The sequence below is a fragment of the Ktedonobacteraceae bacterium genome (assembly GCA_035653615.1).
Lineage (GTDB): Bacteria > Chloroflexota > Ktedonobacteria > Ktedonobacterales > Ktedonobacteraceae > DASRBN01.
Window position 1 is genome coordinate 1 of sequence record DASRBN010000032.1, and the last position, 23,623, is coordinate 23,623.

The 23,623-nt window shown below is 54.3% G+C and carries 20 protein-coding genes; 12 read left to right on the top strand and 8 right to left on the bottom strand.

Going from position 1 to position 23,623, the window contains the following annotated elements; translation table 11 throughout:
• Positions 1-167: 167 nt before the first annotated feature.
• Positions 168-398 (top strand): hypothetical protein, encoded by a 231-nt coding sequence (locus VFA09_17470; GenBank protein HZU69069.1) that lies wholly within the window; start codon positions 168-170, stop codon positions 396-398.
• 71 nt (positions 399-469) lie between these two features.
• On the opposite strand, the gene VFA09_17475 is transcribed toward VFA09_17470, so the two are convergent.
• From VFA09_17475 to selB, 3 genes are all read right to left on the bottom strand, one after another.
• A complete protein-coding gene (locus VFA09_17475; GenBank protein HZU69070.1) occupies positions 470-1,351 on the bottom strand; it encodes an alpha/beta hydrolase in 882 nt (293 codons plus the stop codon).
• Positions 1,352-1,525: 174 nt separating this feature from the next.
• The gene (locus VFA09_17480) at positions 1,526-3,583 is read right to left on the bottom strand and encodes a protein kinase (GenBank protein HZU69071.1); all 2,058 of its coding nucleotides are present in this window, start codon (positions 3,581-3,583) and stop codon (positions 1,526-1,528) included.
• Positions 3,584-3,912: 329 nt separating this feature from the next.
• On the bottom strand, positions 3,913-5,919 hold the full coding sequence (selB, locus tag VFA09_17485; protein ID HZU69072.1) for a selenocysteine-specific translation elongation factor: 2,007 nt from the start codon (positions 5,917-5,919) through the stop codon (positions 3,913-3,915).
• Positions 5,920-6,197: 278 nt separating this feature from the next.
• On the opposite strand from selB, the gene VFA09_17490 reads away from it, so the two are divergent.
• On the top strand, positions 6,198-6,470 hold the full coding sequence (locus VFA09_17490) for a WXG100 family type VII secretion target (protein ID HZU69073.1): 273 nt from the start codon (positions 6,198-6,200) through the stop codon (positions 6,468-6,470).
• A gap of 192 nt (positions 6,471-6,662) precedes the next feature.
• Here VFA09_17490 and VFA09_17495 read toward each other — a convergent pair whose 3' ends face one another.
• A complete protein-coding gene (locus VFA09_17495) occupies positions 6,663-7,133 on the bottom strand; it encodes a GNAT family N-acetyltransferase (protein ID HZU69074.1) in 471 nt (156 codons plus the stop codon).
• A 421-nt stretch (positions 7,134-7,554) separates the two neighbouring features.
• Here VFA09_17495 and uvrC point away from each other — a divergent pair, with 421 nt between their 5' ends.
• From uvrC to VFA09_17525, 6 genes are all read left to right on the top strand, one after another.
• Entirely contained in the window at positions 7,555-9,483 is a 1,929-nt protein-coding gene (gene uvrC, locus VFA09_17500; protein HZU69075.1) for an excinuclease ABC subunit UvrC, read from the top strand.
• Between the two features lie 386 nt (positions 9,484-9,869).
• On the top strand, positions 9,870-10,211 hold the full coding sequence (locus VFA09_17505) for an FmdB family zinc ribbon protein (protein ID HZU69076.1): 342 nt from the start codon (positions 9,870-9,872) through the stop codon (positions 10,209-10,211).
• A 6-nt stretch (positions 10,212-10,217) separates the two neighbouring features.
• Entirely contained in the window at positions 10,218-10,430 is a 213-nt protein-coding gene (locus VFA09_17510; protein ID HZU69077.1) for a hypothetical protein, read from the top strand.
• 257 nt (positions 10,431-10,687) lie between these two features.
• Entirely contained in the window at positions 10,688-11,464 is a 777-nt protein-coding gene (locus tag VFA09_17515) for a HAMP domain-containing sensor histidine kinase (protein HZU69078.1), read from the top strand.
• Positions 11,465-12,431: 967 nt separating this feature from the next.
• Positions 12,432-12,725, top strand: coding sequence for a hypothetical protein (locus VFA09_17520; protein HZU69079.1), 294 nt, complete (start codon positions 12,432-12,434; stop codon positions 12,723-12,725).
• A gap of 202 nt (positions 12,726-12,927) precedes the next feature.
• Entirely contained in the window at positions 12,928-14,421 is a 1,494-nt protein-coding gene (locus tag VFA09_17525) for an aldehyde dehydrogenase family protein (protein HZU69080.1), read from the top strand.
• Positions 14,422-14,594: 173 nt separating this feature from the next.
• Here VFA09_17525 and VFA09_17530 read toward each other — a convergent pair whose 3' ends face one another.
• Positions 14,595-15,734 carry a hypothetical protein gene (locus tag VFA09_17530; GenBank protein ID HZU69081.1) on the bottom strand — a complete coding sequence of 380 codons (1,140 nt, stop codon included), beginning with the start codon at positions 15,732-15,734 and terminating at the stop codon, positions 14,595-14,597.
• A gap of 75 nt (positions 15,735-15,809) precedes the next feature.
• Positions 15,810-17,084 carry a DUF4388 domain-containing protein gene (locus tag VFA09_17535; protein ID HZU69082.1) on the bottom strand — a complete coding sequence of 425 codons (1,275 nt, stop codon included), beginning with the start codon at positions 17,082-17,084 and terminating at the stop codon, positions 15,810-15,812.
• A 651-nt stretch (positions 17,085-17,735) separates the two neighbouring features.
• Here VFA09_17535 and VFA09_17540 point away from each other — a divergent pair.
• The 4 genes from VFA09_17540 (at position 17,736) to VFA09_17555 (ending at position 20,732) form a co-directional block, all read left to right on the top strand.
• Positions 17,736-18,449 carry an SDR family oxidoreductase gene (locus VFA09_17540; protein HZU69083.1) on the top strand — a complete coding sequence of 238 codons (714 nt, stop codon included), beginning with the start codon at positions 17,736-17,738 and terminating at the stop codon, positions 18,447-18,449.
• Between the two features lie 29 nt (positions 18,450-18,478).
• Positions 18,479-18,889, top strand: coding sequence for a 6-carboxytetrahydropterin synthase (locus VFA09_17545; GenBank protein HZU69084.1), 411 nt, complete (start codon positions 18,479-18,481; stop codon positions 18,887-18,889).
• Complete coding sequence (locus VFA09_17550) at positions 18,886-19,995, top strand: glycosyltransferase (GenBank protein ID HZU69085.1); 1,110 nt, start codon at positions 18,886-18,888, stop codon at positions 19,993-19,995. Before VFA09_17545 ends, VFA09_17550 begins: the two co-directional genes overlap by 4 nt.
• A gap of 113 nt (positions 19,996-20,108) precedes the next feature.
• Positions 20,109-20,732 (top strand): metalloregulator ArsR/SmtB family transcription factor, encoded by a 624-nt coding sequence (locus tag VFA09_17555; protein HZU69086.1) that lies wholly within the window; start codon positions 20,109-20,111, stop codon positions 20,730-20,732.
• 43 nt (positions 20,733-20,775) lie between these two features.
• Here VFA09_17555 and glnA read toward each other — a convergent pair whose 3' ends face one another.
• Both glnA and VFA09_17565 read right to left on the bottom strand, forming a co-directional pair.
• The gene (glnA, locus tag VFA09_17560; GenBank protein HZU69087.1) at positions 20,776-22,182 is read right to left on the bottom strand and encodes a type I glutamate--ammonia ligase; all 1,407 of its coding nucleotides are present in this window, start codon (positions 22,180-22,182) and stop codon (positions 20,776-20,778) included.
• A gap of 121 nt (positions 22,183-22,303) precedes the next feature.
• Complete coding sequence (locus VFA09_17565; protein ID HZU69088.1) at positions 22,304-23,581, bottom strand: pitrilysin family protein; 1,278 nt, start codon at positions 23,579-23,581, stop codon at positions 22,304-22,306.
• Positions 23,582-23,623 lie beyond the last annotated feature (42 nt).

A 23,623-nucleotide genomic window follows, 5' to 3' on the forward strand; every position in this document is an offset into this window, starting at 1 on the left:
GCAATCTGGCCATCACCCTCATCCATCGCTCTGGCTCTTGCCACATCCGAGCCAGTCGTCGTCATTTTGCCTCCTGTCCTCACGAAGCTCTGGCCTTGCTTGGTTTCTCCAAAGTCGGCCTGCAATAATTCACAAGCCCTGCAGAGCTTGAAAACGCTGAGAAGCGCATGCAGCGACAATGGTACGACCTGATTGTAGCGGAGCAGGAGGGCGAGCCTTTAGAGGTGCTTGAGCAACTGTACGACTCCTACATCCTGCTCGTCGAAGAATACAATCGCTGCTCCGATGAATACCAGCGCGAGCGACTGGCGTGGAAGAGTTCCGCGCCCAAAACGAAGAAGGTAACCCGGCCTATCTCATCTCGCCACAATGAGGAACATATCAGGCTGGCATCGTAATGTGGATATGAATTTGAGCAAACATGCGACCCCGCCCGGTCGCATGTTTGCTCAAATTCCATTCCTAACCCTCACAATTGTCCCACAAAATCCGCCAGGGCGCTTGCTACCTGGTCGGCAGCATCGAACAATACCATATGGCCTGCCCCCGGAATGATTACCAGCCGCGACTCAGGTATTTCGCGGTGCAGGCGCTGGGCGTACTTCAAGGGAACCTGCTGATCTTTTTCACCCCAGATTATGAGTGTTGGCTTTCCCATTACTTTCAAATCGGATGCCACGGAGTTGGAATAGCTGGGTATCAGCAGGCGGACATGCTGGTAAAGCATCTCCTTGCCCAGGTGACTGTTCCATTGATCGATCCAGGGGTTCATAGCCTGCTTGAGCTGATCGGCATTGCTGGAAGCGTCAGGCAGCGTTGATTTCAGGTCGTTCAGTACATCCTCGACGCTGGTGTGCTGGGGAAGATCAGGGTCCTGAGCCTTCTTCATATCGGCAAGCGGCCAGTCCGGTGAAAATGCGTACTCGTAGCAATAGGTGTCAATAAGCACCAGCGCGGCGACGCGGCTGCGGCTCAGGCGAGTCGCCAGCACCTGGGCCACGCTCCCACCCAGGCCATGTCCTACCAGCACGATATTGGTTAAGTTGAGCTGGTTGAATAAAAAGGAGAGGGCATCGGCATGCCCCCAGATGGAGGTATCGGAGGGCCAGGGAAATTCTGAAAGGCCGTAACCAAGCATATCAATGGCATAGACCGCTCGATTCGTGGCGGCCAGTTGTGGAAGCGCATTCTCCCATTCGAAAGCGCCCGCCGGTATGTCGTGGAGCAGGACTATCGCGCCATCGGTGCCGTGTTCTGCCCCCTGCAAAATATAGCTCAGATCATAGTGAATGACGCGCGCAGTATGTCGTTCTCGCGCAGCCGTTGTCTCATTTGAAGTTTGTTGCAACATACTACCTCTCTTTGCTTCGCCCAATCGCGGAGCAGCCTGAAATTATTTCTTACATAGTATAGCACTGTGTGTTCCTGCGAACCAATAGGGCGGGAATGCTAGGAAGTATAGGAACTTATGATCGCCACGAGAGTTGCATCGCCGGTGATATATTAGGAGCCGATTGCTCGGCTCCTAAGCTTTTTCGCTCGCTTCATCAGCGTCATCCCTATTTTGCCAACGTCGTCTTCTCGTGATTCGCTTTCTGAGTCTGAAGCGTGCCAGGCCAAGCAGAAGGAGAACCCACAGGCTGGCCACTTCTAGCGCGATATTATTAGGGCCTGACTTGCCAGGAGGAACGGAAGTGATATTGCTGGATTGGTGAATCGAAGCAGTCGGCCCGGGCGTAGTTGTGGGCGTAGGCGTAGGCGTAGACGTAGCAGTCGATGTAGGAGTGGGTGTTGTAGTCGGAGTAGGCGTCGGTGTCCTGGTCGACGTGGGCGACGGACTCGGACTTGGCGATGGACTCGGATTTGGTGACGGCGTCACAGAAGGTACAGGAGTAGCATTCAAATTCCACACATAAAGAGTAACCGGCTTCGTCACATCTATGGGCTGGCCAGATGGAGGATTGGTCTTCGCTACAATATCAGGGCCAACCTTTGGATTTGACCCGTCAGAGACAACTATATACTTGAGACCTGCATTCGTAAGGATGTTCTCAGCCGTAGAAAGTTTGACATTAGTCAGACCGGGCGGCACATTTACGGTCATTGGCCCCATCGTAACTAAGATACAATCACTTTTAGGATAGGCCCTACCAGGATCAGGTCTCTGCCCTGTTACAACACCTGAAGTGCTAGCGACGGGACACAATGTAAAGCCAGCGTTTGCTGCTTTTGCAGACGCCTCTGAATAACTCAAATTCTTAAGATCTGGCACTAATGCCGTCGCCTGGGTCGTGGCTGTCGGAGTCGAACCACCAGTCGCGAAAGGCAAATTGAACAGGTGGAACTGCGCCGATGCCAGGTAAATGCTGAAGACAAGCAAGACGATGGTAGCAAGAATGATGAGTGCGGTAACGATCGCGGCTAAACGCGACTCGCGCCTGTCATTTTGCAATGCTTCGGAGCGAGGCAGTGTGCGGCGCTGATAGGGAGGCTGCGCCGGCCCTTGCGGAATATACGGCGGCATGTATGCTGGCTGGTCGGCAAGCGGGGGCCGGTCTGCTCCAGAGTTATGTACCCTATCCACACCGTTGAAATTGGATGCCGCCGCGCCATTTAGCATATTATTCGGCGATGAAGTGGGTCGCTGTGGAATTGTTCGCCCGCCGCTATTGGGACGAGGCAACGTTTGCTTGTAAGGAGGAACAGGCGACTGTCCAGGGGTGATGGTAGGAGCGTTGGCTATGACATCATCGCTATCGGTCTCACCCAGCATCTCCAGCGCGCGCGCCAGCTGCGAGCCATCGCGGTAACGCATCTCAGGCACTTTCTCCAGGCAGCGCAGGATAATGTCTTCCAGTGCCAGGGGAATATTCGGATTGAGCTGGCTGGGTGGCGTCGGTGGATCTTGAATATGCTGCATCGCGACCGCGACCGGCGTATCGCCATCGAAAGGTGGGTGACCGGTGAGCATTTCGTACATCACGATGCCCAGCGCGTAGACATCGGCTGCCGGCGTCACAATCTCGCCCTGCGCCTGCTCCGGCGCGTAGTATTGCACCGTGCCCAGGGTCATACCGGTCGTGGTGAGCCGTTCGGCGTTCATATCTTTATAGACGCTGGCGATGCCAAAGTCCGTCAGTTTAATTGTCCCCCTGCGGCCCACCAGGATATTTTGGGGTTTGACATCGCGATGCACGATGTTGCGACGATGTGCCGCACCTAATCCAAGCGCGACATCATGGGCAATAATCACCGCGCGGTCCACATCGAGGATGCCACGTGACTTCAAATAGCGGCGCAGGTCGGTTCCCTCGACCAACTCCATGACGATGAAATAATTGCCATCGGTCAGGCCGTAGTCGTAGACCTGCACAATATTCGGATGCTGTAAGGCCGAGGCCGCTTTCGCCTCAAGCTCGAAGCGCTTCACGAACTTGGGATCAGTACTATAGACTTCCCGCAGCACCTTGATAGCCACTTCGCGATCCATATGCAGGTCCCGACCGCGATAGATGGTGGCCATCCCCCCACGGCCTATGGGATCTTGTAACTGGTAACGCTCTCCCAGCATTTCGATTTGCATAGTTCTCCGCACCTGTGAAGCGGAGCTTCACCCATTTCCAAAAACATTACTGCTTCGACCGGATAACGCGGCTAGCCAGGATAGCCCACAGATTTGTAGAGAGCCGAACCGTTAAACCCACTATGCCCGCATATCAAGTCGAAAAAGACCGGTTTATTACTTCTAGCGCCCACTATTGTAACGTATTTTGCAACTTAATGGAACACTTTAACCTATTTGTGTTGCTAAAATCCTATTAATATTCGGAGTTTCGTCCTTCAGGGCGACCAGAGCGATTGGGAACGACCCCACCCTGGACGCGACCAATCTCGTCCCTACGTCCCTCCATGCTATGGACCCTGGCCGGCTGCGACTCCCAGCACCCGCTCGTCGCCGGCGCGCCGGGTGATGCGCCGCTCATCCATATGCTCGAGTAGAGGCAGGATGTATTTGCGCGTGGTGCCTAATACGTCGCGCGCTTCGGAAGCCGTCATCTTACCATGCTCGTGCAGGTAGGCTATCAACTTCGCTACCGCCTCTTCATAAGTTTCGCGCAGGAAGAAGACCGTATCCGTGTTCCCTCCCAGCTTCACCAATCTCCCCTGCTCAACCAGCGCCGCTAATACCTCGGCCCCTACCATCGCCTCGGCCTCCACTCGTCCGGGAGGAGTATAGGGGTTCTCATTGAACTGCCGCAACATCCGTCGAATCTGCTGCTGTTGAGCTTCGGTAAACGTTGGAACGAAGGTGGGCAAGCGAATGAGGCCGCTCGGAGCGCCCGTTGCAGCGATAACTTCCGCCAATTGCTCCTCTTCCTGCAATGCCGCAAAAATCTCTGCCGCCATCTTAGAAGACAGGCCTAATCGCGCGCGCCACTCCTCTTTTGAAAGGCCTGCTCGTAGAGGATACTGGCGATGGTATTCGCTCACCAGGCGAACAGCTTCGTCTTTGAAAGCCTCCCAAACAGGCTGCGCAAACCAGAAGCCTCCCACCTTACAGACCCGTCCCTCAGTTAACAACGTCTCCAGGGTCGCCTGCGTCACATCCGTTGGCAAACTGCTCTGTTTAGCGATCTCGGCCAGCTCATATCCTTGCAGTCCGTGTAAGGTCCTGGCTCCTGTCTGACCATGAGGGCGCGCCGGGCGACCGCCTGTCGCCTTCGCAGCCGCATTTTGCCTGGACGTTTCACGCCTTCGATCAAGAGCAGCCAGAACAAGCTCATCCGGCGATCCACGCTCAAGGGTTTCCAGGACATTCAGCACCGTTTGCTGGAAGCGCCGGTGGTAGCGGGGATGCACATCGATCACTTCACCGCCACCGATGGTCATACTGGGCGAGGGAATGCGCAGGATGAAGCGATCTCGCCGCGCCACCACAGCCGGACGGCTCAGGCGCAGCTGCACCCAGGCGCTTTGCCCAGGCTCCACTTCGTCTGCATCGAGCAGCCTCACCTTCGCGGGCACTTCCTGCGAACCGCTATAGAAATCGACCAGCGTGTTATGCTCAAGCGATCTCGCGGCATCCGCCAGCAGTTGAATACGAGCATCGATGAGCATGGTTGGCTGCATCTGACCGGGAAGCGCGACTACATTGCCGCGTTCAATTTCGCTGCGCGGCACGCTCGCCAGGTTGATGGCCACGCGACTGCCAGGCTGCGCCACCTCGACCTGGTGCCTGTGCGTCTGGAGGGTGCGGATGCGTGTCTTCAGGCCCTGTGGCAAAATCTCGACCTCCTGACCCGGCTTGAAAGCGCCATCCAGCAGCGTCCCCGTCACGACGGTGCCAAAACCGGTCATCGTGAACACGCGATCAACCGGCAGGCGCGGGCGCGCGATGTCTTGCCGCTCCTGCTCTTCATCAAGGATACGTTCTAATTCGGCCAGCAATTCCGGCAATCCCTGACCGCTATAGGCCGAAACGGGAATAATGGCGGCATTCGCCAGCGTGGTCGGTTTCAACTGCTCAATAACTTCTTCTCGCACCAGCTCGAGCCATTCTTCATCGACCAGGTCGGCCTTGGTGAGGGCAACGACGCCGCGCCGCACGCGCAGCAGATCGAGGATTGCCAGGTGTTCGCGTGTCTGCGGCATGATTCCTTCGTCGGCGGCAATTACCAGCAGCGCGGCATCGATTCCCCCTACACCGGCCAGCATATTCTTGATGAACCCTTCGTGACCCGGCACATCGACGATACTAACCTCGCGGCCATTAGGCAGCGTCAACCACGCGAAGCCGAGGTCTATCGTCATGCCGCGTTCTTTTTCTTCCGCCAATCGATCAGGATCAATGCCCGTGAGCGCCTTTACCAGGGTTGACTTGCCATGGTCTATATGTCCTGCTGTACCAATACAACTCATTTTATTGAACCAGGGGAATAAGAGTTAATTATGACGGCTTCAGTATACAACATCAACCCGCTTTCTGCCTATCTTCCAAAATGGTAATTTTTCACAAAATGGCCTGATTCCACGTGTGAAAGCAGGCATATAGGCATATTTATACGTGGCGCTTGAGGCAGGTATTTATATTGAATTTGAGCAAGCAAGCATGTGGAATCAAAAACGTATTGTACCCGGTTCCCTGCTACAATGCTCGGCTAAACGAGATTGAACATATAAAGAAGGAGTAAGATCTTATGACCACCATTCATGTAAATACCGACCTGATGCGCCAGCTGGGGCAGATCTTCGTCCAGCTCGACGATCAGATTGCCAATCAGATTCGCCCGCAAATCCAGAGTCATATTAATGAGTTGGAGGGCGATTGGCAGGGTGTGAGCCGCCAGCGTTTCGAGCAACTGTTTCAGGAATGGCGCACCGCTGTAGACCAGGTTGTTCAGAACGGCGAAGATATTGGCCGCCACCTGCAGGATACGGCTCAGCGCTTCGAGAGCGCCGACCAGTCGTAACCGGGGCGGCTGGACGACCTGGAGCGGGGGATTCTTCGCTGCGCTCAGAATGACAGGCCCCGGGGCCTGTCCAGACACGTCCGAGGCCTGTCATTCTGAGCGCAGCGAAGAATCCCCCGCCAACCTTTGGGGAATCATCAGTATTTGCTCTATTGGCAGTACATCTTTAAAGAGGAAAAGCAGGTGAAAGGGTCAGGATAATGGCTTTCTCATATGTCGCCTTGTTGTCTGATATCCCAGCTTTTCATAAAAAGTCAGAGCAGAGCCAGGAAACTCCCATACATCCAGTTCAATTTCTGTAACCCCTTGCTCGCGCGCCCACTGTTGAATCCGCTCCATCAGCAACCGTCCAACGCCTTGATGCCGGACGTGTTCGCTTACTACCAGGTCATCAACCTGGACAAAGTGGCGCGGCACAACCATAGGCACAGGAGGCGTCAAGCGCACATAACCAAAGATCAAGCCAACGAGAGTTTCTTGCTGTTCCGCCACAAAGAGGGCCGCATTCTCGTTAGCGAGAAGCTCTGCAAATCTCTCAGGTGAGCGGGCGGGTCCCTCTACAGGATGGAAAAAATTTGGAAGAGCCTGAGCGTGTATACGATCTAATTGCTCATACAATGCGCATGCGCCCTCATAGTCCTCGTATTTAGCTGCCCGAAGCACAATGCTCAACGTTTCCCTCCTTTGCCCAAAGAAGCCGCTCGGCGGGATTTGCAGGCTATAGGAGCCCGAAGCACAATGCTCAACGTTTCCCTCCTTTGCCTGCTTGAGAGCTATGGAATTTCCTACTTGCCTGCATCTTACACTGTGATTATTCTCCCGGCAAGCTATGAAAAAGTGATCAGGGCATGTCATTCTGAGCAAAGCGAAGAATCTCTTGTGAACCAGATCGATCAGGTGCGTGCTGCGGATTCTTCGCTTTGCTCAGAATGACATGCGAGAGGGTCTTTTTCAGGGCAAGCCATTCGTAGCAATTTACGCCCTAAGCTCTCCTTTACCCCATGTGCTATACTAAAGCCATACATCACACTCCAAATAAAGCAGCAGGGTAGGGCGCGCCATTGCAGCCGCCTGAAACAGGGCCATGAACGAAAAAATCCAATCAGTACTGAACTCACTGCCACATAAACCGGGCATTTATTTGATGAAGGATGCCCAGGGCACTATTCTGTATGTCGGCAAAGCCATCTCGCTGTATAACCGCGTGCGCTCCTACTTTCAGGAGTCCACCGATCTCAGCCCCAAGAATCGCAGCATGGTGGCGAAGGTTGACGATATCGAATTTCTCGTCGTCAAGAACGAGGTCGAGGCGCTGGTGCTGGAGAGCAATTATATCAAGCAGTATCGTCCCAAGTATAATGTGCTGCTGCGCGACGATAAAAACTATCCCTACATCAAGGTTTCGCTGGCGGAGGATTTTCCGCGCGTCTATCGCGTGCGCAGCTTCCAGCGCGATGGCAATCGCTACTTCGGGCCGTACACCAATTCGGGCGCGGTAGACTCGACGCTCGATCTGCTGAACAAGCTCTTCGCCTTTCGCACCTGCCGCTATGATGCCAGCACCTGGGCGCCACCGCGCAACGGCGAACCACCGGCGGGCTGGAAACAGAAGCTGCTGCCGCGTCCCTGCACGCAATACTACATTCACCGCTGCATCGCTCCCTGCGTCGCCTATGCCACGCGCGAAGAATACGATGCCGTCATCCGGCAGGTGATCCTCTTTCTGGAGGGCAAGCACGACGAGGTGGTGAAGAATCTGCAAGAGAAAATGGAGGAGGCCGCCGAAAACCTCAATTTTGAGGAGGCGGCGCGCATTCGCGACCGCATCAAAGCGGTTGAGCGCATCCTGGAGAAGCAGCGCATCATTTCTACGGAAGGACAGGACGATCAGGATGTGATCGCGCTTGCCAGCGAAGAGGATGAGACCTGCGCGCTGGTGTTCTTCTTCCGCGGCGGCAAGCTGGTCGGCAGAGAGTACTTCATCCTGCAAGGCACCAGGGACAGCAGTCCCGGTGAGGTAATGGGCTCCTTCCTGATGCAGTTCTACGAGAGTTCGCCGCACGTCCCGGCTGAAGTAATCGTCGAGGCCGAACCGGAAGATCGCGCTATGATCCAGGCCTGGCTCAAAGAGAAACGTAAGGGCGCGGTCGCGATTACCGTCCCCAAACGCGGCGAAAAAGTGGGCCTGATCGAGATGGTCAAACAAAACGCGAGCGAGGTACTGGAGCAGCAGCGCATCAAGTGGTTGACCGATAGCCAGAAGACGCAGATGGCGTTGGAGGAACTGCAGGAGGCCTTGAACCTGGCCGCTCCACCCATGCGCATCGAATGCTATGATATCTCGAATACGCAGGGAACCAATTCGGTGGGCGCAATGGTCGTGTTCGAGGCTGGTCGCCCTAAGAACAGCGAATACCGGCGCTTCAAAATCAAGACGGTCGAGGGGCCAAACGATTTCGCCAGCCACCAGGAGATGCTGCGCCGGCGCTTCCGCAGGGCCGCGCAACACGAAAAAAGCGAAGAGAACCAGGATGGCGAGACAGCAGCCGAACCGGAAACGCCGCTGCAACATGAGTGGGCGATGCCCGACCTGATTATTATCGATGGCGGCAAGGGCCAGCTCAGTGCGGCGCTTGAAGTTTTGCAGGAACTACATATCGATGTGCCCACGGTCGGATTGGCAAAGGAGAACGAGGAGATTTTTATTCCCGGCTCGCCGGATCCAATCATCCTGCCGCGCTCCTCGCAGGGGCTGTACCTGGTGCAGCGCATTCGTGACGAGGCGCACCGCTTCGGCATCACCTATCACCGCAAACTGCGCTCCGACCGCACCTTCAAATCGGTGCTGGACGAGATTCCTGGTATCGGCCCCAAACGCAAACAGGCGCTGATGAAGCATTTCGGCTCCGTTCGCGCTATCAGCAATGCCAGCCTGGAAGAGCTTGCGGCGCTCGATGGCATGACCCGGGACGCCGCCGAAAAGGTCAAGGAGTACATCGGGCGCGGGGAGTAGGGGCCAGGTTATCGAATTACTTCGGTCATCCGGCAAAGGCCGATCAATCGGCGATGGGTACGGTATGCCTGTCCCCCAGACAGGACTGCCCGGCCCCTACGGCTTCGCCGTGGGATGTCCCATTCGTGCGTTGCTATTCGGATTCCCGTAGGTACCGATTGATCGCGGACACCGCCGATTGATCGGCCCTTACGTCGCCGGGAATACTTTTGCCTTCACAAAACGTTGTAGTAATGAGAAGAGTGCTAGCAGTCTTGTCATATGATTGACAAAAACCGAAGAGCAAGCTAGTATAGTAGTAATGGTAGAGGCGTTCGATAGTGCGAACGCTCTCTATTTCCCTGTTGATAGAGCGTAGTTCGTACAACTAAGGGGTGAAACAGCGTATGCCAACCTACGAGTACCAGTGTCGATCTTGTAATTATCGCTTTGAAATCTGGCAGAAAATGACCGATCTGCCCTTGACCGTTTGCCCGCAATGCGGCGGCCCCATTCACAAACTATTCTTCCCCGCCGGTATCGTCTTCAAGGGTTCGGGTTTCTATAAGACCGACCACCCTTCTCATAACTCAGCCGGTGAAAACGGCCATAATCATACATCCGATGGCGCTGAGACGAAGAAGGAAGGCGATACGAAGTCCACAACCGAGAGCAAATCCGGCGAGGGCAGTTCCGAGAAGTCCGCGAAGAAAAGCAGTGAGGATAGAGTCCCGGCTGGGACAAGATAATCGATTATGGCTGAATCAGTGCTGGCCGTCATGCAGCGGCGGCAAATCGAAATAACGGTAGGTGAGTTACTGCTCACATCCGATCATTATATGCGCCTGGAGATTCTGGAACGTCTCCGCCATCTCATCTCGCATGCCGATCCCTCGATGGATCTGAATCAACTGAGCGAGGTAGCGCGAGAAGAATTGCAGGAACATGACCTGCTGCCTGCAAGGTAATTGAAGTAGGGAAACACGAATTTTTCAGGCAATGAACCGGCGGGCGAGGTTCATTGCCTGAAAAATTCGTGTTTCCCTACTTTTTTCATTCCGCTTCGAATTATTCCCCTTATTCAAGAGATTTGCCCTCTTGTTGCCTAAATAGTACGCAATAAACATACCCAATATTCCTAATCAGGGCATCAACATTGGCATATCATCATGCATAAAGGTATACTTTACACAACCCCCTCAGACAAATAGCGGGAGATGTAAGTATGCAGGTACAGGACGAGCGCTCACAGGAAGAGTCCATTCAGGCTTTGCAACAGCAGGTGGACCAACTGACGGCAGAGAATCTTTTATTGAAAGAGCAACTGGCGCGCAAAGAACAGTTTGCGGCGATGATTGCTCATGAGTTACGTGGCCCTTTGACCCCCATCATTAATTACGCCCAGATCGCGGCGCGCCCCAATCAGCGCCGTGAAAGCATCGTGCGTGCTACCAATATCATCATCAGCCAGGCCTGGCGCCTGACACGGCTTGCCAAAGATTTACTGGATGCCTCACATTTATCTTCTGGCCGCTTTACGCTCTCATGTCATGCATGCGATGCTGTAAAGCTCATCAAAGATGTTGTGGAGCAGGTACGCCCCGTCGCTCCATATCATACATTTGCCATAGAGGCTCCCGAAGAGCCTGTGGTTGGGCACTGGGATGCCGGACGATTGGAGCAGGCAGTGGGGAATCTGCTGGATAACGCCATCAAATATTCTGACGAGGAAACAACGATTACTGTACGCGCCTGGAAAACAGAACATACCGCTCACATCAGCGTCCACAACGTGGGCGTCAGCATCCCCGCAAGCCAGAGGAGCCAGCTCTTCCATCCCTATACGCGCTTGCCCGGAAGCAGTACCCAGCGCGGCAGCGGGCTTGGCCTCTATATCACTAAATCAATCGTTGAGGCACATGGCGGCGAACTGCGCCTGGAGCTGAGCAATAGTAACGAAAATGGCACGACCTTCGTTTTTGACCTGCCAATGGAAAAATAGCTGCAAAACATAGGAATGAGGGCTGGACATTGCGAGCATCCAGCCCTCATTCTTTTCTTACCCACAGCTCACATGTTCATCCAGGCAATACATTTTTAAGAGCTCAACGCAGGATGAAGATGTTGCTGAAAGGCCCAGGTTCTTCAAATGCCCGCCTCTACGGGCACTCCTAAGTAACCTGAAAGACCATTCCTAGTAAGCGAACCGGTATCTTCATAGGTTCGTTAAGCCTCCTTTCGGCTTCCCTACTCAAACCTTTCGCTGTAATCCAGGTTTCTGACGTTCAGTCGATCTGTTTGCCCGCCTTCACGGGCACTGCTAATCGATCTGAAACACCATTCCTAGTAAGCGAACCGGTGTCTTCATAGGTTGCATCAAGCCTCCTTTCGGCTTCCCTATTCAGGACCTTCGCCCTAGTAGAGCCAGGGGTCTATTTGCATCCCTGGTGTCTATATTGTAATACAATCGCTTCGCGATTGCAAGTTGAACAATAGGAAGGGAGTGGGTTTTCCACCCGCAACTGTCAAAATCTACAGGTTGGTCCCGTTCATTTTACCTGCCCAAAAACCGTCGAAAATAGCGGTGCGCTTCGCCGGAATCGCGGCTATACTTACATCGTGCAGAGGAATCTGCCGGCACAATCCTACGATTGGTGAGGCGCTGATTGTGGAACCCGGCGCGGCACCGATCGTTCATGGAGAGCGTTGTACATCTGCGTGCGAGGCGGAACAGTGGGAAAACTTCCTGGCGTACCTGATAAACTAAAAAAGGTAGCGCCAGGAAAAAGCCCCGGATGTTTTCTTATGGAGGCGCCATCGGATATGGCGTCGAGGGTTGTGCCGGCAGGGACCAGACATAGCACCATTTCGTTCACGGGAAACCGGCATCAGGAACACGTACATACCCTACCTGTGTGCATGTCACGCGAGGGAATGCACGCATGCATGAAAAGGAGGAAAGATCACACATGGCACAACAATGGGCTTATAAAGTTGCGTATATTGATTATCGCGGGCGCATTTCCAGCGAGGGCCTTGAGACGCTCATCGGCAACGAGCGGCGCAGCGCCTTTGCTCGTCGCTACCTCAACACGCTTGGGCAGGAAGGTTGGGAACTGGTTGGCATTCAACCGCTGACCGCTAACTCGGCCTACTACATTTTCAAACGCCCCGCGCAGGAGGGCGATTTCGCGCAGGAGACTCCGCCAGCGGCAGGCGAGCAAACAACCCCTACCGGCGGTCCAAACATCGAAACCGCTTGAAGTAGTTTCGTTCTGGTCATCTCCATATAGGGGCAAGCAAGGTCCTGCTTGCCCTTACTATTATTTTCTCCATGCCACAATCTCACTCATCTCAGCCTTAGCACAACATTAGACGCCTCCTCATTTTGCCTGATATAATGGCTGTAGATTGAACAACCACGTGGTTCAGAGAAGATTCCGCAACTCAACGAGGAGATGTATCATGTCAATTTCATTCCCTGCCCAGGCGGGCCAGGGTCAGATGTATCAGAATTTTATTGGGGGCGAGTGGCGCAACTCGCGCAGTGGAGAGACGTTTACCAGCACGAATCCGGCACACACTTCCGAAATCATCGGGCATTACCAGAAATCTACGCCCGCCGACCTTGAGGATGCCATCGACGCGGCTGTAAAGGCGCACCCGGGCTGGGCCACTACTCCGGCGCCGGAACGCGGCGAGATCATGCTGCGTGCCGCGCTGCTGCTGGAACAATACAAACAGGAACTGGCCGAGTCCATGACGCGCGAGATGGGCAAAATTCTGCGGGAGACGCTTGGCGATGTACAGACGGCCATCGATGTCGCCAAATATGTGGCCGGTGAGGGACGGCGCGCTGAAGGCGAAACCATTCCATCGGGACTGCGCAATAAATTCTGCATGACCATTCGTCACCCGGTCGGCATAGTAGGCATTATCACACCCTGGAACTTTCCCATGGCCATCCCTGCCTGGAAGACCTTTCCAGCACTGCAGGCGGGCAACGCTGTCATTCTCAAACCTGCCAGCGATACGCCCCTGCTGGCGCTGCGGCTCGCCGAGATACTGGCCGAAGCTGGACTGCCCGCCGGTGTATTAAATGTCGTGACCGGCCCCGGCGGCACATTGGGAGATGCGCTGGCAAGCAATAAGCGCGTGAATATGATCTCACTGACAGGTTCAACCGAGGTGGGACGGCGTGTGGCCGAAATATGCGGGCGGGACCTGCGCCGCTGCACGCTCGAACTGGGTGGCAAGAATGCGGTGGTCGTGCTGGAAGATGCCGACCTTGACCTGGCCGTGGAGAGCGTGACCTGGGGAGCTTTCGGCACTACCGGGCAGCGTTGCACCGCGACCAGCCGCGTCATCGTACAAAAATCGGTGCAGCAGGCATTCACCGACCGGCTCGTAACCGCCGCTGAGAAGTTGCGTGTCGGCGATGGCCTGGACCCGGATATTGATATGGGGCCATTGGTGAATATGGGGCGTGTCAAGGCGGTTCAGGAATATGCCGAGATCGGCAAACAGGAGGGCGCGAAGCTTGTGCTGGGCGGCTTCCCATTGAACGATGAGAGCCACCGCGATGGCGCATTCTACAAGCCGACCATCTTCACCAATGTCACGCCGCAGATGCGCATCGCAAAAGAGGAAGTATTCGGCCCGTTCGTCTCCATTATTCCTGTCGATACGTTTGAAGAGGCCATGCGGGTCGCGAATTCGACCGAATACGGGCTTTCGACGGCCATCTTCACCGAGAGCAGCCGCCTGACTTTCCGTGCCATGCGCGAGATCGAATCGGGCCTGATCTACTTCAACGCGCCCACGACTGGCGCCGAGATTCAGCTGCCGTTTGGCGGTATGAAGGCGAGCGGCAATGGGCATCGCGAGCTTGGCGCGAGCGCGGTAGAGGAATTCAGCGAGGTTAAGACAGTATTCGTATCATATCCTGTTAAGAAATAATGATTTCCGTGGCTCGGTTTTCCATACCTGTGAATACAGTAAAAGAGGTTGATGGGGCGCAGCGCCTATCAACCTCTTTTACTGCTGCACACAAGTCTTCTACGAACAGGAACCGTGTTCCTTAAGCATAAATTGTGTGTTGCTGGCAACCTTTGGTAAGAAGACACCTTTCACTATGCGCCACTCCATTGTTCAATCAGTGTGTGACCATCATAGGTACCTGCTGCCCAGATATCAGTGCTGGATATCGCCGTAATTGCCCTCAAGACATTACTTGATCCAGCGTTGGGGCTGCTGACAATCTGCCATTGCTGCCCATCCCATTGTTCAATCAGCGTGTAGGCATCATAAGAACCCACTGCCCAGATGTCAGTGCTGGATACCGCCGTAACCGCATTCAGAAAATCATTTGATCCGGTATTGGGACTCTTGACAATCTGCCATTGTTGCCCATTCCATTGTTCAACCAATGTTTGTGAAGGAGAAGAGTTGACGAAATAATCCCCTACCGCCCAGACCTGCGTGGAAGACACAGCTGCTATCCCGTTAAGATCATTGTTATAACCCTTGTGATTCGCGCCTTGAACAATGCTCCATTGGGATCCATCCCAGTGTTCGAATAGCGTGCGGTCGTTACTATTAGGCCCTTGTTCATATTCTCCGGTAGCCCAGATATCATTTGCCGATACTGCTGCTATTCCGTTGAGAAAGTCAAATAACCCCTTATTAGGGCTTTTCACAACGCGCCATTGGGAGCCGTCCCAATGCAGAATAAGAGTTTGACTCCTACCATAAGACCCCACCGCCCAGACATCATCAGTGGAAATAACGGTTATTGCGTCTAGCACGGGATTGCCACCAACATCTGGGGTTTTTACGATACTCCATTGGGAGCCGTCCCAATGTTCTATCAATAGCCGCCCACCGTGGCGCCTGTAATTATTTCCGACTGCCCAGACATCGTTTGTGGATACCGCTGCTACTGCACGAAGCAGGTTGCCCCCATGCTGCTGATTGGGACTATGTACGATGCTCCATTTCGTGCCATCCCAATGCTCGATAAGGGTGTATAACAGGCCAGAACTATGTTTCTGATAGGAGCCTACCGCCCAGATATCATTCGGGGCAATACTGGTTATCCCATAAAGATTATTTGGGCCGTCACCAGCATTGGGGCTTGGGACGATATTCCATGTGCCTGCACTGCGTGAAAGAGCGTGAACTGCTCCAGTACGCAAAACGAAAGTAACCATTACAATGATGAAAACGTACAGGAATGGACTCCTCCTGAGGCGATACACGTTTCTCTGCATATTGTCCTCCCCTTTTTACAAGTGACAATACATCAACCTCAAGCCAGGATTAGCTATCGCGCGGGAACCCTGTTCCTACCCTCGCGGCAGCCCAAACTGTGTAAACATCGCCTCCCACACCTCCTGGTTCTCCAGGCGCTCGTAAAGGGAGGCGACACGGGCATTGATCGAGTCGAAGATGCAGGTGAGAATTTTTTGCAGGACAATACAGCCCTCTTCAAAGAAGTCGGTGGCTTTCTGAATGTCCCCTTGCAGCACCTCGTGACAGAGCGAGGTAAAATTCTGGACGTTGATCATATTCTGCTCAATCACAAACCGGTAGTTGCCCATGTAGCGCAGGTTATTGCGCGTAAGCAAGACTTCCAGCGTGTTGGGGTCCAACTCAGTACCGTTGATACGGCAGGCCTCGGAAAGGGCGTCCATCATCCAGTTGACGAATTCGGCCAGCGCGGATAATTGCTCCATCGGTGTGCGCCGGCGCAGCCATTCTTGCTCCATACGACTGATGAGGTTGAGCAGTTCAAAGCTTTCCATGCGGAATTTTTCGGCAGGGTCGGGGAGGCGCACGCCACTGCGCCTGTTGCCGTTTCCGTTGTGGTGCGGAGTTGCTTCCTGGAAGACGGGAACAATAAGCCGGTGATACACCAGCTGTGCCAGGTCGCGCGCCACCTCTAACTCTGGACGCCGGATGGTGCTGGCAATGCGACGCACGCTGCGATTCAAATTCACCTTGCCGAGCAATTCAATGGTGCGGCTATCAAAGCTCATGGGATAAGGGATGGCCGGAACGAGCTGGAGCGTTGTGTGCATCCCCTGGGGCAAATATTTATACAGCTGCTTCCACTCGTCCTCGTAACGTATCATCTCCATCGTTACACCCACAACTTCGAGATCAAGCGATTCTTCGCCGTAAGGTAAAATCGTTTGCCCCTCAGGACTGGCAACGAAATCATAGGTGCCATTTTTCCACAGCGCCAGTTCGCGGGCCGTCCACAATGCCTTGGTACGCAGCGCCTCTCTCAATTGCTTCTCGTTAATCACCCGCATTTCGATGAGGCGCTCGCCGATGCGCTTGCCGAAAGGGTCCTGGAGCTGCCGGGAAAAAGCCAGCTCTATCTGCATGCTGTTCGCCATAGCCAGTTGTTGAAGAACATCACCCAGCGTCAGCGCGCCCGAATCGAGTTCAGAGCAACCGGCCAGCTTGCCATCCTGAAAGTAGATAATACCGATGCGTCCCGACTCCTGCTTGAGGTGAATGGCACCGGTCATCCCACTCAGTCCCATCATTTGCAGGACTTCTACGAGGCCAAATTCCCGCAGCGATCCTTGCAACCTCGTATTAATAGTCATGCGCCCCCCGATAAACCAATATGTAAACAAGGTAAAAGACGGCCTGCTATCCTGGCGGGGACAGGCACCAGGCGCTATCCCTGCAGAAGCGCCAGGCACTCCTCTTTCCCTTGCAGAAATACGTGTTTTTGGCATTATAACAGATATCACAATGGTTCAACAAGCCAGGAAAGCAATCGTTCAGGCTAAAAAATTACCCTTCGCTTGTTTCTAATCAAATTCTCATCAAAAACCTGATTTTCTCAGCGTTTATTAGAAGATAGTACTTTTTCCATAATTCTTTGAACTTTTTCCAAGAAATATGTTATATTCTTATACGTGGGTGGCACTCCTCCTATCGTCCGTCTGTGTTTGAATTGATAACATCTCCTAATGTGCTACCCACACGTATTTTTCAAGCACGATGCTCGCCTGAAACCCAGGGATTATTGAAAGTATATCGACTTGTCCTGTTTCACTACCTAACCACATCCTGCTCGACATTCAAAATCCATCTATTCAAAAGATACGCATCAAACGTCCAACTTTTGGTGTCCTGCCAGCATCTCTAATGGCGTTCTCTATCAAGGAAATGAAGATGGTAAGCTCTATGCCTTTGGGACGTAGCAAGTAAAAGACGCTACCAAAAACCCACGTGCTATAATGATCATTATGAGCATTCAAGATCGTATCGCCATCATAACCGGAGCCGGGCGTGGCATCGGTCGTGCCACCGCGCTGCGTTTTGCCCGCGAGGGCGCGCAGGTCGTCCTCTTCAGCCGCACAGCCTCAACTTTAGATGAAGTTGAGGCTGAGATTGCGCGCGAGGGGCAGAGCGCACTGGTTATTGCCGGTGATGCCGCTCGCGAAGAGGATGTGCAGCACCTCTTCCAGAAAGCTATGGATGCGTATGGGAGAGTCGATATCCTCGTCAATTGCGCCGGCATAGTCGCTGTACGCCCTTTTGCTGAGATGGACGTGGCTACCTGGGATAATGTGCTGGCTGTCAATCTGCGCGGCACATTTCTGTGCTGCCGCGAGGCATTTCGCATTATGGCCGGCCAGCATTCCGGCGTCATTATCAACCTGTCATCGCTTTCGGGCGTGAGAGGCGTGGAGAAATTTCCGGGTTTGAGCGCATATAATGTCTCGAAAGCTGGTGTCGCCAGTTTGACCGAAATTCTGGCGGTCGAGGGCAAGCCATACAATATTCGTGTCTGCGCCGTCAGTCCTGGAGCAGTAGATACTACCATGCTCCGCCAGGCCGCGCCGCATCTAAAGGCCGGTATGACTCCCGAGGATATGGCCGAAATATTGCTCTTCCTGGCCGGCGATTCGGGTCGCAAGCTCAGCGGCACCAACCTTGAGATATTCAGCAATGCTTGAAGATACATGGAGACATAAGGATACAAAACATGGTTTACCTGACAAGGCGCACCAGTTTCAGCGCATCACATCGCTTGTGGAGCGAGCACCTGGCGGAAGAAGAGAATTATGCCATCTACGAGAAGTGCGCGAATCCCAATGGGCATGGACATAACTATATCCTGGAGGTCACGGTTCGCGGCACACCAGACCCACACACCGGCATGGTATTGAATTTGACGGACCTGAAGCAGGCAATTTCTGAACAGGTGATACAATGGGTTGACCATAAACACCTCAATTACGATGTACCCTGGCTGGAGGGCTGCATTCCCACTACCGAGGTGCTGGCTATGAAGTTCTGGGAACGGCTGGCTCCAGCCTTTCCCAAAGGTCTTTTATATGAAGTGAAGCTGTATGAGACTGAGAACAATAGCGCCAGTTATCGAGGAGAACCATGAGAGTCGCTTTGGTTGCACCGCTTGTTTCCACTATTGCGCAGCCCTACCTGGGAGGAGCGCAGGCGCTGCTGGCCGACCTTGCGCAGGGATTGATGCGTCGTGGGCACAGTGTCACCTTGTTCGCACGCAATGAGTCCTTCGTCCCTGGAATCGAGATCGAGCCGGTGGCCGTGCCGGATGATGTCGAGCCTGCCGACTTTTCTGGGCCGGCGCAGGAACGACCGGCGGATACCAGCTTCTTCACGCAGGCAAATCTTTTCCTTGACCTTTTTCTCCAATTGCAGCGGCGCAGCGCCGAATTTGACCTGGTACACGTACACGCTTTCGATTGGCCCGCGTATGCATGCAGCACGTTGATTCACGATATCCCTGTCCTTCACACGCTGCACCTTCCGGCGGTCTCGCCTGAGATCAATACCGCTCTACATGTGCTGGATCAGCAGGGGCATCCCGTGACCTTGATAACCGTATCGCATGCCTGCGCGCATACCTACGAAGAATTCACCCCTATCGACCACGTGATTTATAATGGGCTGGACCTGGATGCCATCCCTTTCTCTCCCAGGCCCTCGAAGGAAGCGCCGCTGTTGTTCGCGGGCCGCATCGCGCCCGAAAAAGGGGTTGAGGCCGCCATTGAAATCGCGGAAATGGCCGGATACCGCCTGTTGATCGCCGGCGGCATCTATGACCGGCGCTACTATAATGAAAGCGTTGCCCCGCGCCTGCAAGAGGCCGGAGAGCGCGTAACCTACCTGGGCCAGCTGGAACGCCTGGCACTGTGGAAGATCATGGGACAATCGCTGGGCCTGCTTTTCCCTATCGAATGGGACGAGCCGTTTGGCTTGACCGCCGTTGAATCGATGGCTACCGGCACGCCCGTTATCGCCTACCGGCGTGGCGCGGCCGAGGAGATCATTCGTCACGGCGAAACCGGCTTCCTCGTCGAAGAGGGCGAACGAGCGCACGCCGCCGCCCTGGTCGATGACCTGTTCGACATCCCGCGCGCACGCTGTCGCGCCCACGTCGAAGCAAACTTCGCCCTGGATGAGATGATCGACGCGTATGAACGGGTGTATAGAGAGGCCATAACGAACCACGAGATTTGACTGGTGAGAATACAGGCTTTTTTTTGTTGCAAACCTCTTGACTTCCGGCTAGTTTCTGGTTATCATACAATTAGAAAATTTTCTAATTGTATGATAAGAGAAAGAGGTGAATTATGGAAGACAAAAAAGATCAACCGCGAGAGCAGGAGCAAAACGAACTGAATCTCTCCTCCGAGGAGATGAAGCGGCTGGTGGTGATTGGGCGCGCGCTGTCGGACCCGACACGCATACGCATTCTGGGTCTGCTGGCGGAACACCCGATGTATGGGCAGGAACTGGCGAAGGCGCTGGATGTCACGCCGCCGACGGTTTCTCACCATCTTACGCCGCTGGTTATGGCCGGACTGGTGCAGGTCAGGCGCGAGAACAATTATCACTACTATGAACTGTCCAGTGAGGGGCTTGAGCAACTGGCCGAGAGTACGCAGCGTATCGCGAGCAGAGTGTTTCCACATAACCCGCTGCCTCCACGCAGCGATGAGCGTGCCCGTGTGGTGGCTACCTTTATTCAGAATGGCCGCCTGGTGAGCATTCCCTCACAGTACAAGAAGCGGCGCTACGTGATGGAAGAACTGGCGCGTTCATTCGAGTGGGGACATCTCTATGACGAAAAAGAGGTAAATGCCATCCTCAAGACATTTCACGAGGATGTCGCGAGCCTGCGCCGCGAGATGATCGATCAACGCATTATGATGCGCGAAAACGGTCGCTACTGGCTTGTGCGCCCGCATGATTGAACGCTTTCTCAGGCCCATTTCAATGAAATGGGCCTGAGAAGCCTTAAAAGACCGAAAGATAGCGATCCAGTTCCCATTCGTGAACCTGTTTGCGGTAATCGCTCCATTCCATGGTTTTGGCCTCGATGAAACCTTCGTAGATGGAATCGCCAAGTGCCTCGCGCAGGAGAGTGTCTTCTCGCAACCCTTCGAGCGCCTCGCCAAGGGTGGCGGGCAGCAGTTTGGAGCGATGGCGCTGCCGCTCGCTTTCGTCGCGCAGGAACAGGCTTTCATTCATAGCTGGAGGTAAGGGCAACTTGTGCTGTATGCCATCCAGGCCGGCACGCAGCATGACGGCGAGTGCGAGGTAGGGATTACAACTGGGATCGCAGCAGCGCAGTTCGATGCGCGTGGAAGATTGTGGGTCAGCATCAGGGCGTGGTACGCGAATCAGCGCCTCGCGGTTCACCCTGCCCCAGTTGATATATACGGGGGCTTCATAGCCGGATACGAGGCGTTTGTATGAATTTACCAGGGGGGCAAGTATCGCACACAATCCGCGCGCATGCGCCAGCTGGCCGGCGATGAAGTAACGCCCAATGTCTGAAAGTCCAAGCTCACCATGCTCATCGACAAAAGCATTACCCCCCGTCGCGCGCTGGATCAATTGCTGGTGCGTGTGCATACCTGAGCCATTCACGCCGTAGAACGGTTTGGGGAGGAAGGTGGCATACAGGTTATGCTGCGCGGCAATAGCTTTTAAGACATATTTTGCCGTCACCAGGCTATCGGCGATATGTAGCGCGCCATTCATCTCAAAATCCAGTTCGTGCTGGCCTGCCGCTACCTCGTGATGGCTGGCATCAATAAGAATATCCATCTGCTGCAACGCCTGCACCATCTGCCGCCGGACGGTGGATGCCAGGTCGGTGGACAGGTCGAAGTATCCTCCGCGATCATGAGGCAGTGGCCTGGGAGTTTTACCCTCGAGTTGCAGCAGAAAAAACTCAAGTTCGGGGGCCGCGCGGAAATCGTAGCCCATCGCGGCAGCTACATCTAGCGCGCGTAAGAGTGTAGCCCGTGGGTCGCCATCAAAATATTCGCCGTCAGGAGTACGCACGTGGCAGATCACGCGTGCTACGACATCCTCATCTGAGAACAGGTTAAAGGATTGCTGGGGTAAGAAAGGCATAGACGATTGCGGTCGTACCTGCCTGGGCAAGATAGCAAAAGTACTCAGATCAGGAACCAGGTACATATCGCTTTCGGCGACGCGCGCAAAGCCTTCCAGTGCAGAGCCATCGAACCATTTTCCCTGTTCGAGGCAATCAGGAAACTGCTCAACGGGAATCGTCACGCATTTTGCCATACCAACCACATCGGTAAATTCCAGGTTTACGAAGCGCACCCTTTCGACATCAATCGTTGCCAGGATACGTCCGCGTGCGCTTGCATCCTGCTGCTCCGCCATCTTACTTGCTCTCCTCACAGCATCTCATTCAGTAGAATCGCTTTACCTTACCCGCGCCAGGTAAGGCACATTATAGCAGATTGCCCTGAGAAACGATATGGCAGCATTGCGCATTGTCTCTTTAGAGTATATCCCCAACCAGTTCTTCCTGCGCGAGCGGGCCAATGGCGGCCACCGTTAAGGGATGCAATGGGGAGAAACGGCGCAGCACCTGTAGCACCTGCTCCTGGGTTACGGCATCTATGGCTTCTTTGACCTCCTGGATGGTATGTATCTTGCGCTCGTACCACCAGGAACGGGCAATGGCTCCCATACGCGCGGCGGAGCCTTCGCTGCGCATCACGTTCTCGCTCTTCAACTGCACTTTGGCACGCTCAAGTTCATCGGCGGTGATGCCCTCCTGCTCCAATTTGCGCAGTTCGTCCACGATGACCTGGAGACATTCATGCCCCTGCTCTGGTGTGGTTCCGGCATAAATGCGCATGGCACCGATATGTTTATTGCTTGCCAGCCCTGCCGAGATTCCGTAGACGAGGCCGCGTTTCTCACGCACTTCGACAAAGAGGCGCGATGCCATGTTTCCACCAAGCACCTCGCTCACTACCAGGCCGGCATAGTAATCGGGATCGGTATAGTTGGGGAATGGGAACATCAAGGCCAGGTGCTCCTGCTGCCCTTCCTGGTGTTCCATAGCGATACTGGGGGCCGGTTGCGGCCGTTGCTCCGGCGATGGGGAAGCTGTTCCACTCCAGCCGCCGAACAACTCCTGCATCTGCTGAACGACGGAATCCCAATCAAACTTTCCGGCGATAGCGAAAAGCGTGTTGTTGGGCTGGTAGCGAGCTTTCCAAAAATCGCGTAAATCCTGCCGCTGCAAGGATTGCACGCTTTCTGAGGAACCAAGCAATGGACGGCTCAGGGCTGTACCGCGATAGAAATGAGCGCGCACAAGTTCAAAGATACGGCTCATCGGCTCATCGTCGCGGCGACGAATCTCTTGCAGCACAATGTTGCGCATCTGCTCTAATTCTTCACGTGGGAATGTAGAGGTCAGCAGGAGCTCATTGATCAGTTGCAGGGTGGCATCAAATTTGGTATTGACGATCTGCGCCCATACCTGCGATGTCTCCAGGCCCGTACTGGCGCCTTTACGCGCCCCCAGGGACTCGAAAGCCTCGTTCAAAGCGCGCGCATCCTTCTGCTTCGTACCCTGGAACAGCATATATTCAAAAAGGTGCGCAAGGCCCTGTTTATCTTCCGGCTCGTTGATGACCGCGGCATCGAGCTGGAAGCCAAAAGTAATCGAACTGAGGCTGGGCATGTACTGGCCAATCATTTCGATTCCATTGGGCATTTGATGATAAAAATAGTTTGGGGGCAGATTTTGCTGTGTACTCATGTATATGGTATGTTCCTTTCTGAACAGTGATAGCAATGGAGT

Excerpts from the sequence above, each read along its gene's own strand:
- VFA09_17505 (HZU69076.1), top strand. The coding sequence starts at position 9,870 with ATGCCAACCTACGAGTACCAGTGTCGATCTTGTAATTATCGCTTTGAA.
- VFA09_17480 (HZU69071.1), bottom strand. The coding sequence starts at position 3,583 with ATGCAAATCGAAATGCTGGGAGAGCGTTACCAGTTACAAGATCCCATA.
- VFA09_17515 (HZU69078.1), top strand. The coding sequence starts at position 10,688 with ATGCAGGTACAGGACGAGCGCTCACAGGAAGAGTCCATTCAGGCTTTG.
- VFA09_17470 (HZU69069.1), top strand. The coding sequence starts at position 168 with ATGCAGCGACAATGGTACGACCTGATTGTAGCGGAGCAGGAGGGCGAG.
- VFA09_17565 (HZU69088.1), bottom strand. The coding sequence starts at position 23,581 with ATGAGTACACAGCAAAATCTGCCCCCAAACTATTTTTATCATCAAATG.
- VFA09_17490 (HZU69073.1), top strand. The coding sequence starts at position 6,198 with ATGACCACCATTCATGTAAATACCGACCTGATGCGCCAGCTGGGGCAG.
- VFA09_17530 (HZU69081.1), bottom strand. The coding sequence starts at position 15,734 with ATGCAGAGAAACGTGTATCGCCTCAGGAGGAGTCCATTCCTGTACGTT.
- VFA09_17545 (HZU69084.1), top strand. The coding sequence starts at position 18,479 with ATGGTTTACCTGACAAGGCGCACCAGTTTCAGCGCATCACATCGCTTG.
- VFA09_17510 (HZU69077.1), top strand. The coding sequence starts at position 10,218 with ATGGCTGAATCAGTGCTGGCCGTCATGCAGCGGCGGCAAATCGAAATA.
- VFA09_17525 (HZU69080.1), top strand. The coding sequence starts at position 12,928 with ATGTCAATTTCATTCCCTGCCCAGGCGGGCCAGGGTCAGATGTATCAG.
- VFA09_17520 (HZU69079.1), top strand. The coding sequence starts at position 12,432 with ATGGCACAACAATGGGCTTATAAAGTTGCGTATATTGATTATCGCGGG.
- VFA09_17535 (HZU69082.1), bottom strand. The coding sequence starts at position 17,084 with ATGACTATTAATACGAGGTTGCAAGGATCGCTGCGGGAATTTGGCCTC.
- VFA09_17555 (HZU69086.1), top strand. The coding sequence starts at position 20,109 with ATGGAAGACAAAAAAGATCAACCGCGAGAGCAGGAGCAAAACGAACTG.
- glnA (HZU69087.1), bottom strand. The coding sequence starts at position 22,182 with ATGGCGGAGCAGCAGGATGCAAGCGCACGCGGACGTATCCTGGCAACG.
- selB (HZU69072.1), bottom strand. The coding sequence starts at position 5,919 with ATGAGTTGTATTGGTACAGCAGGACATATAGACCATGGCAAGTCAACC.
- uvrC (HZU69075.1), top strand. The coding sequence starts at position 7,555 with ATGAACGAAAAAATCCAATCAGTACTGAACTCACTGCCACATAAACCG.
- VFA09_17475 (HZU69070.1), bottom strand. The coding sequence starts at position 1,351 with ATGTTGCAACAAACTTCAAATGAGACAACGGCTGCGCGAGAACGACAT.
- VFA09_17540 (HZU69083.1), top strand. The coding sequence starts at position 17,736 with ATGAGCATTCAAGATCGTATCGCCATCATAACCGGAGCCGGGCGTGGC.
- VFA09_17550 (HZU69085.1), top strand. The coding sequence starts at position 18,886 with ATGAGAGTCGCTTTGGTTGCACCGCTTGTTTCCACTATTGCGCAGCCC.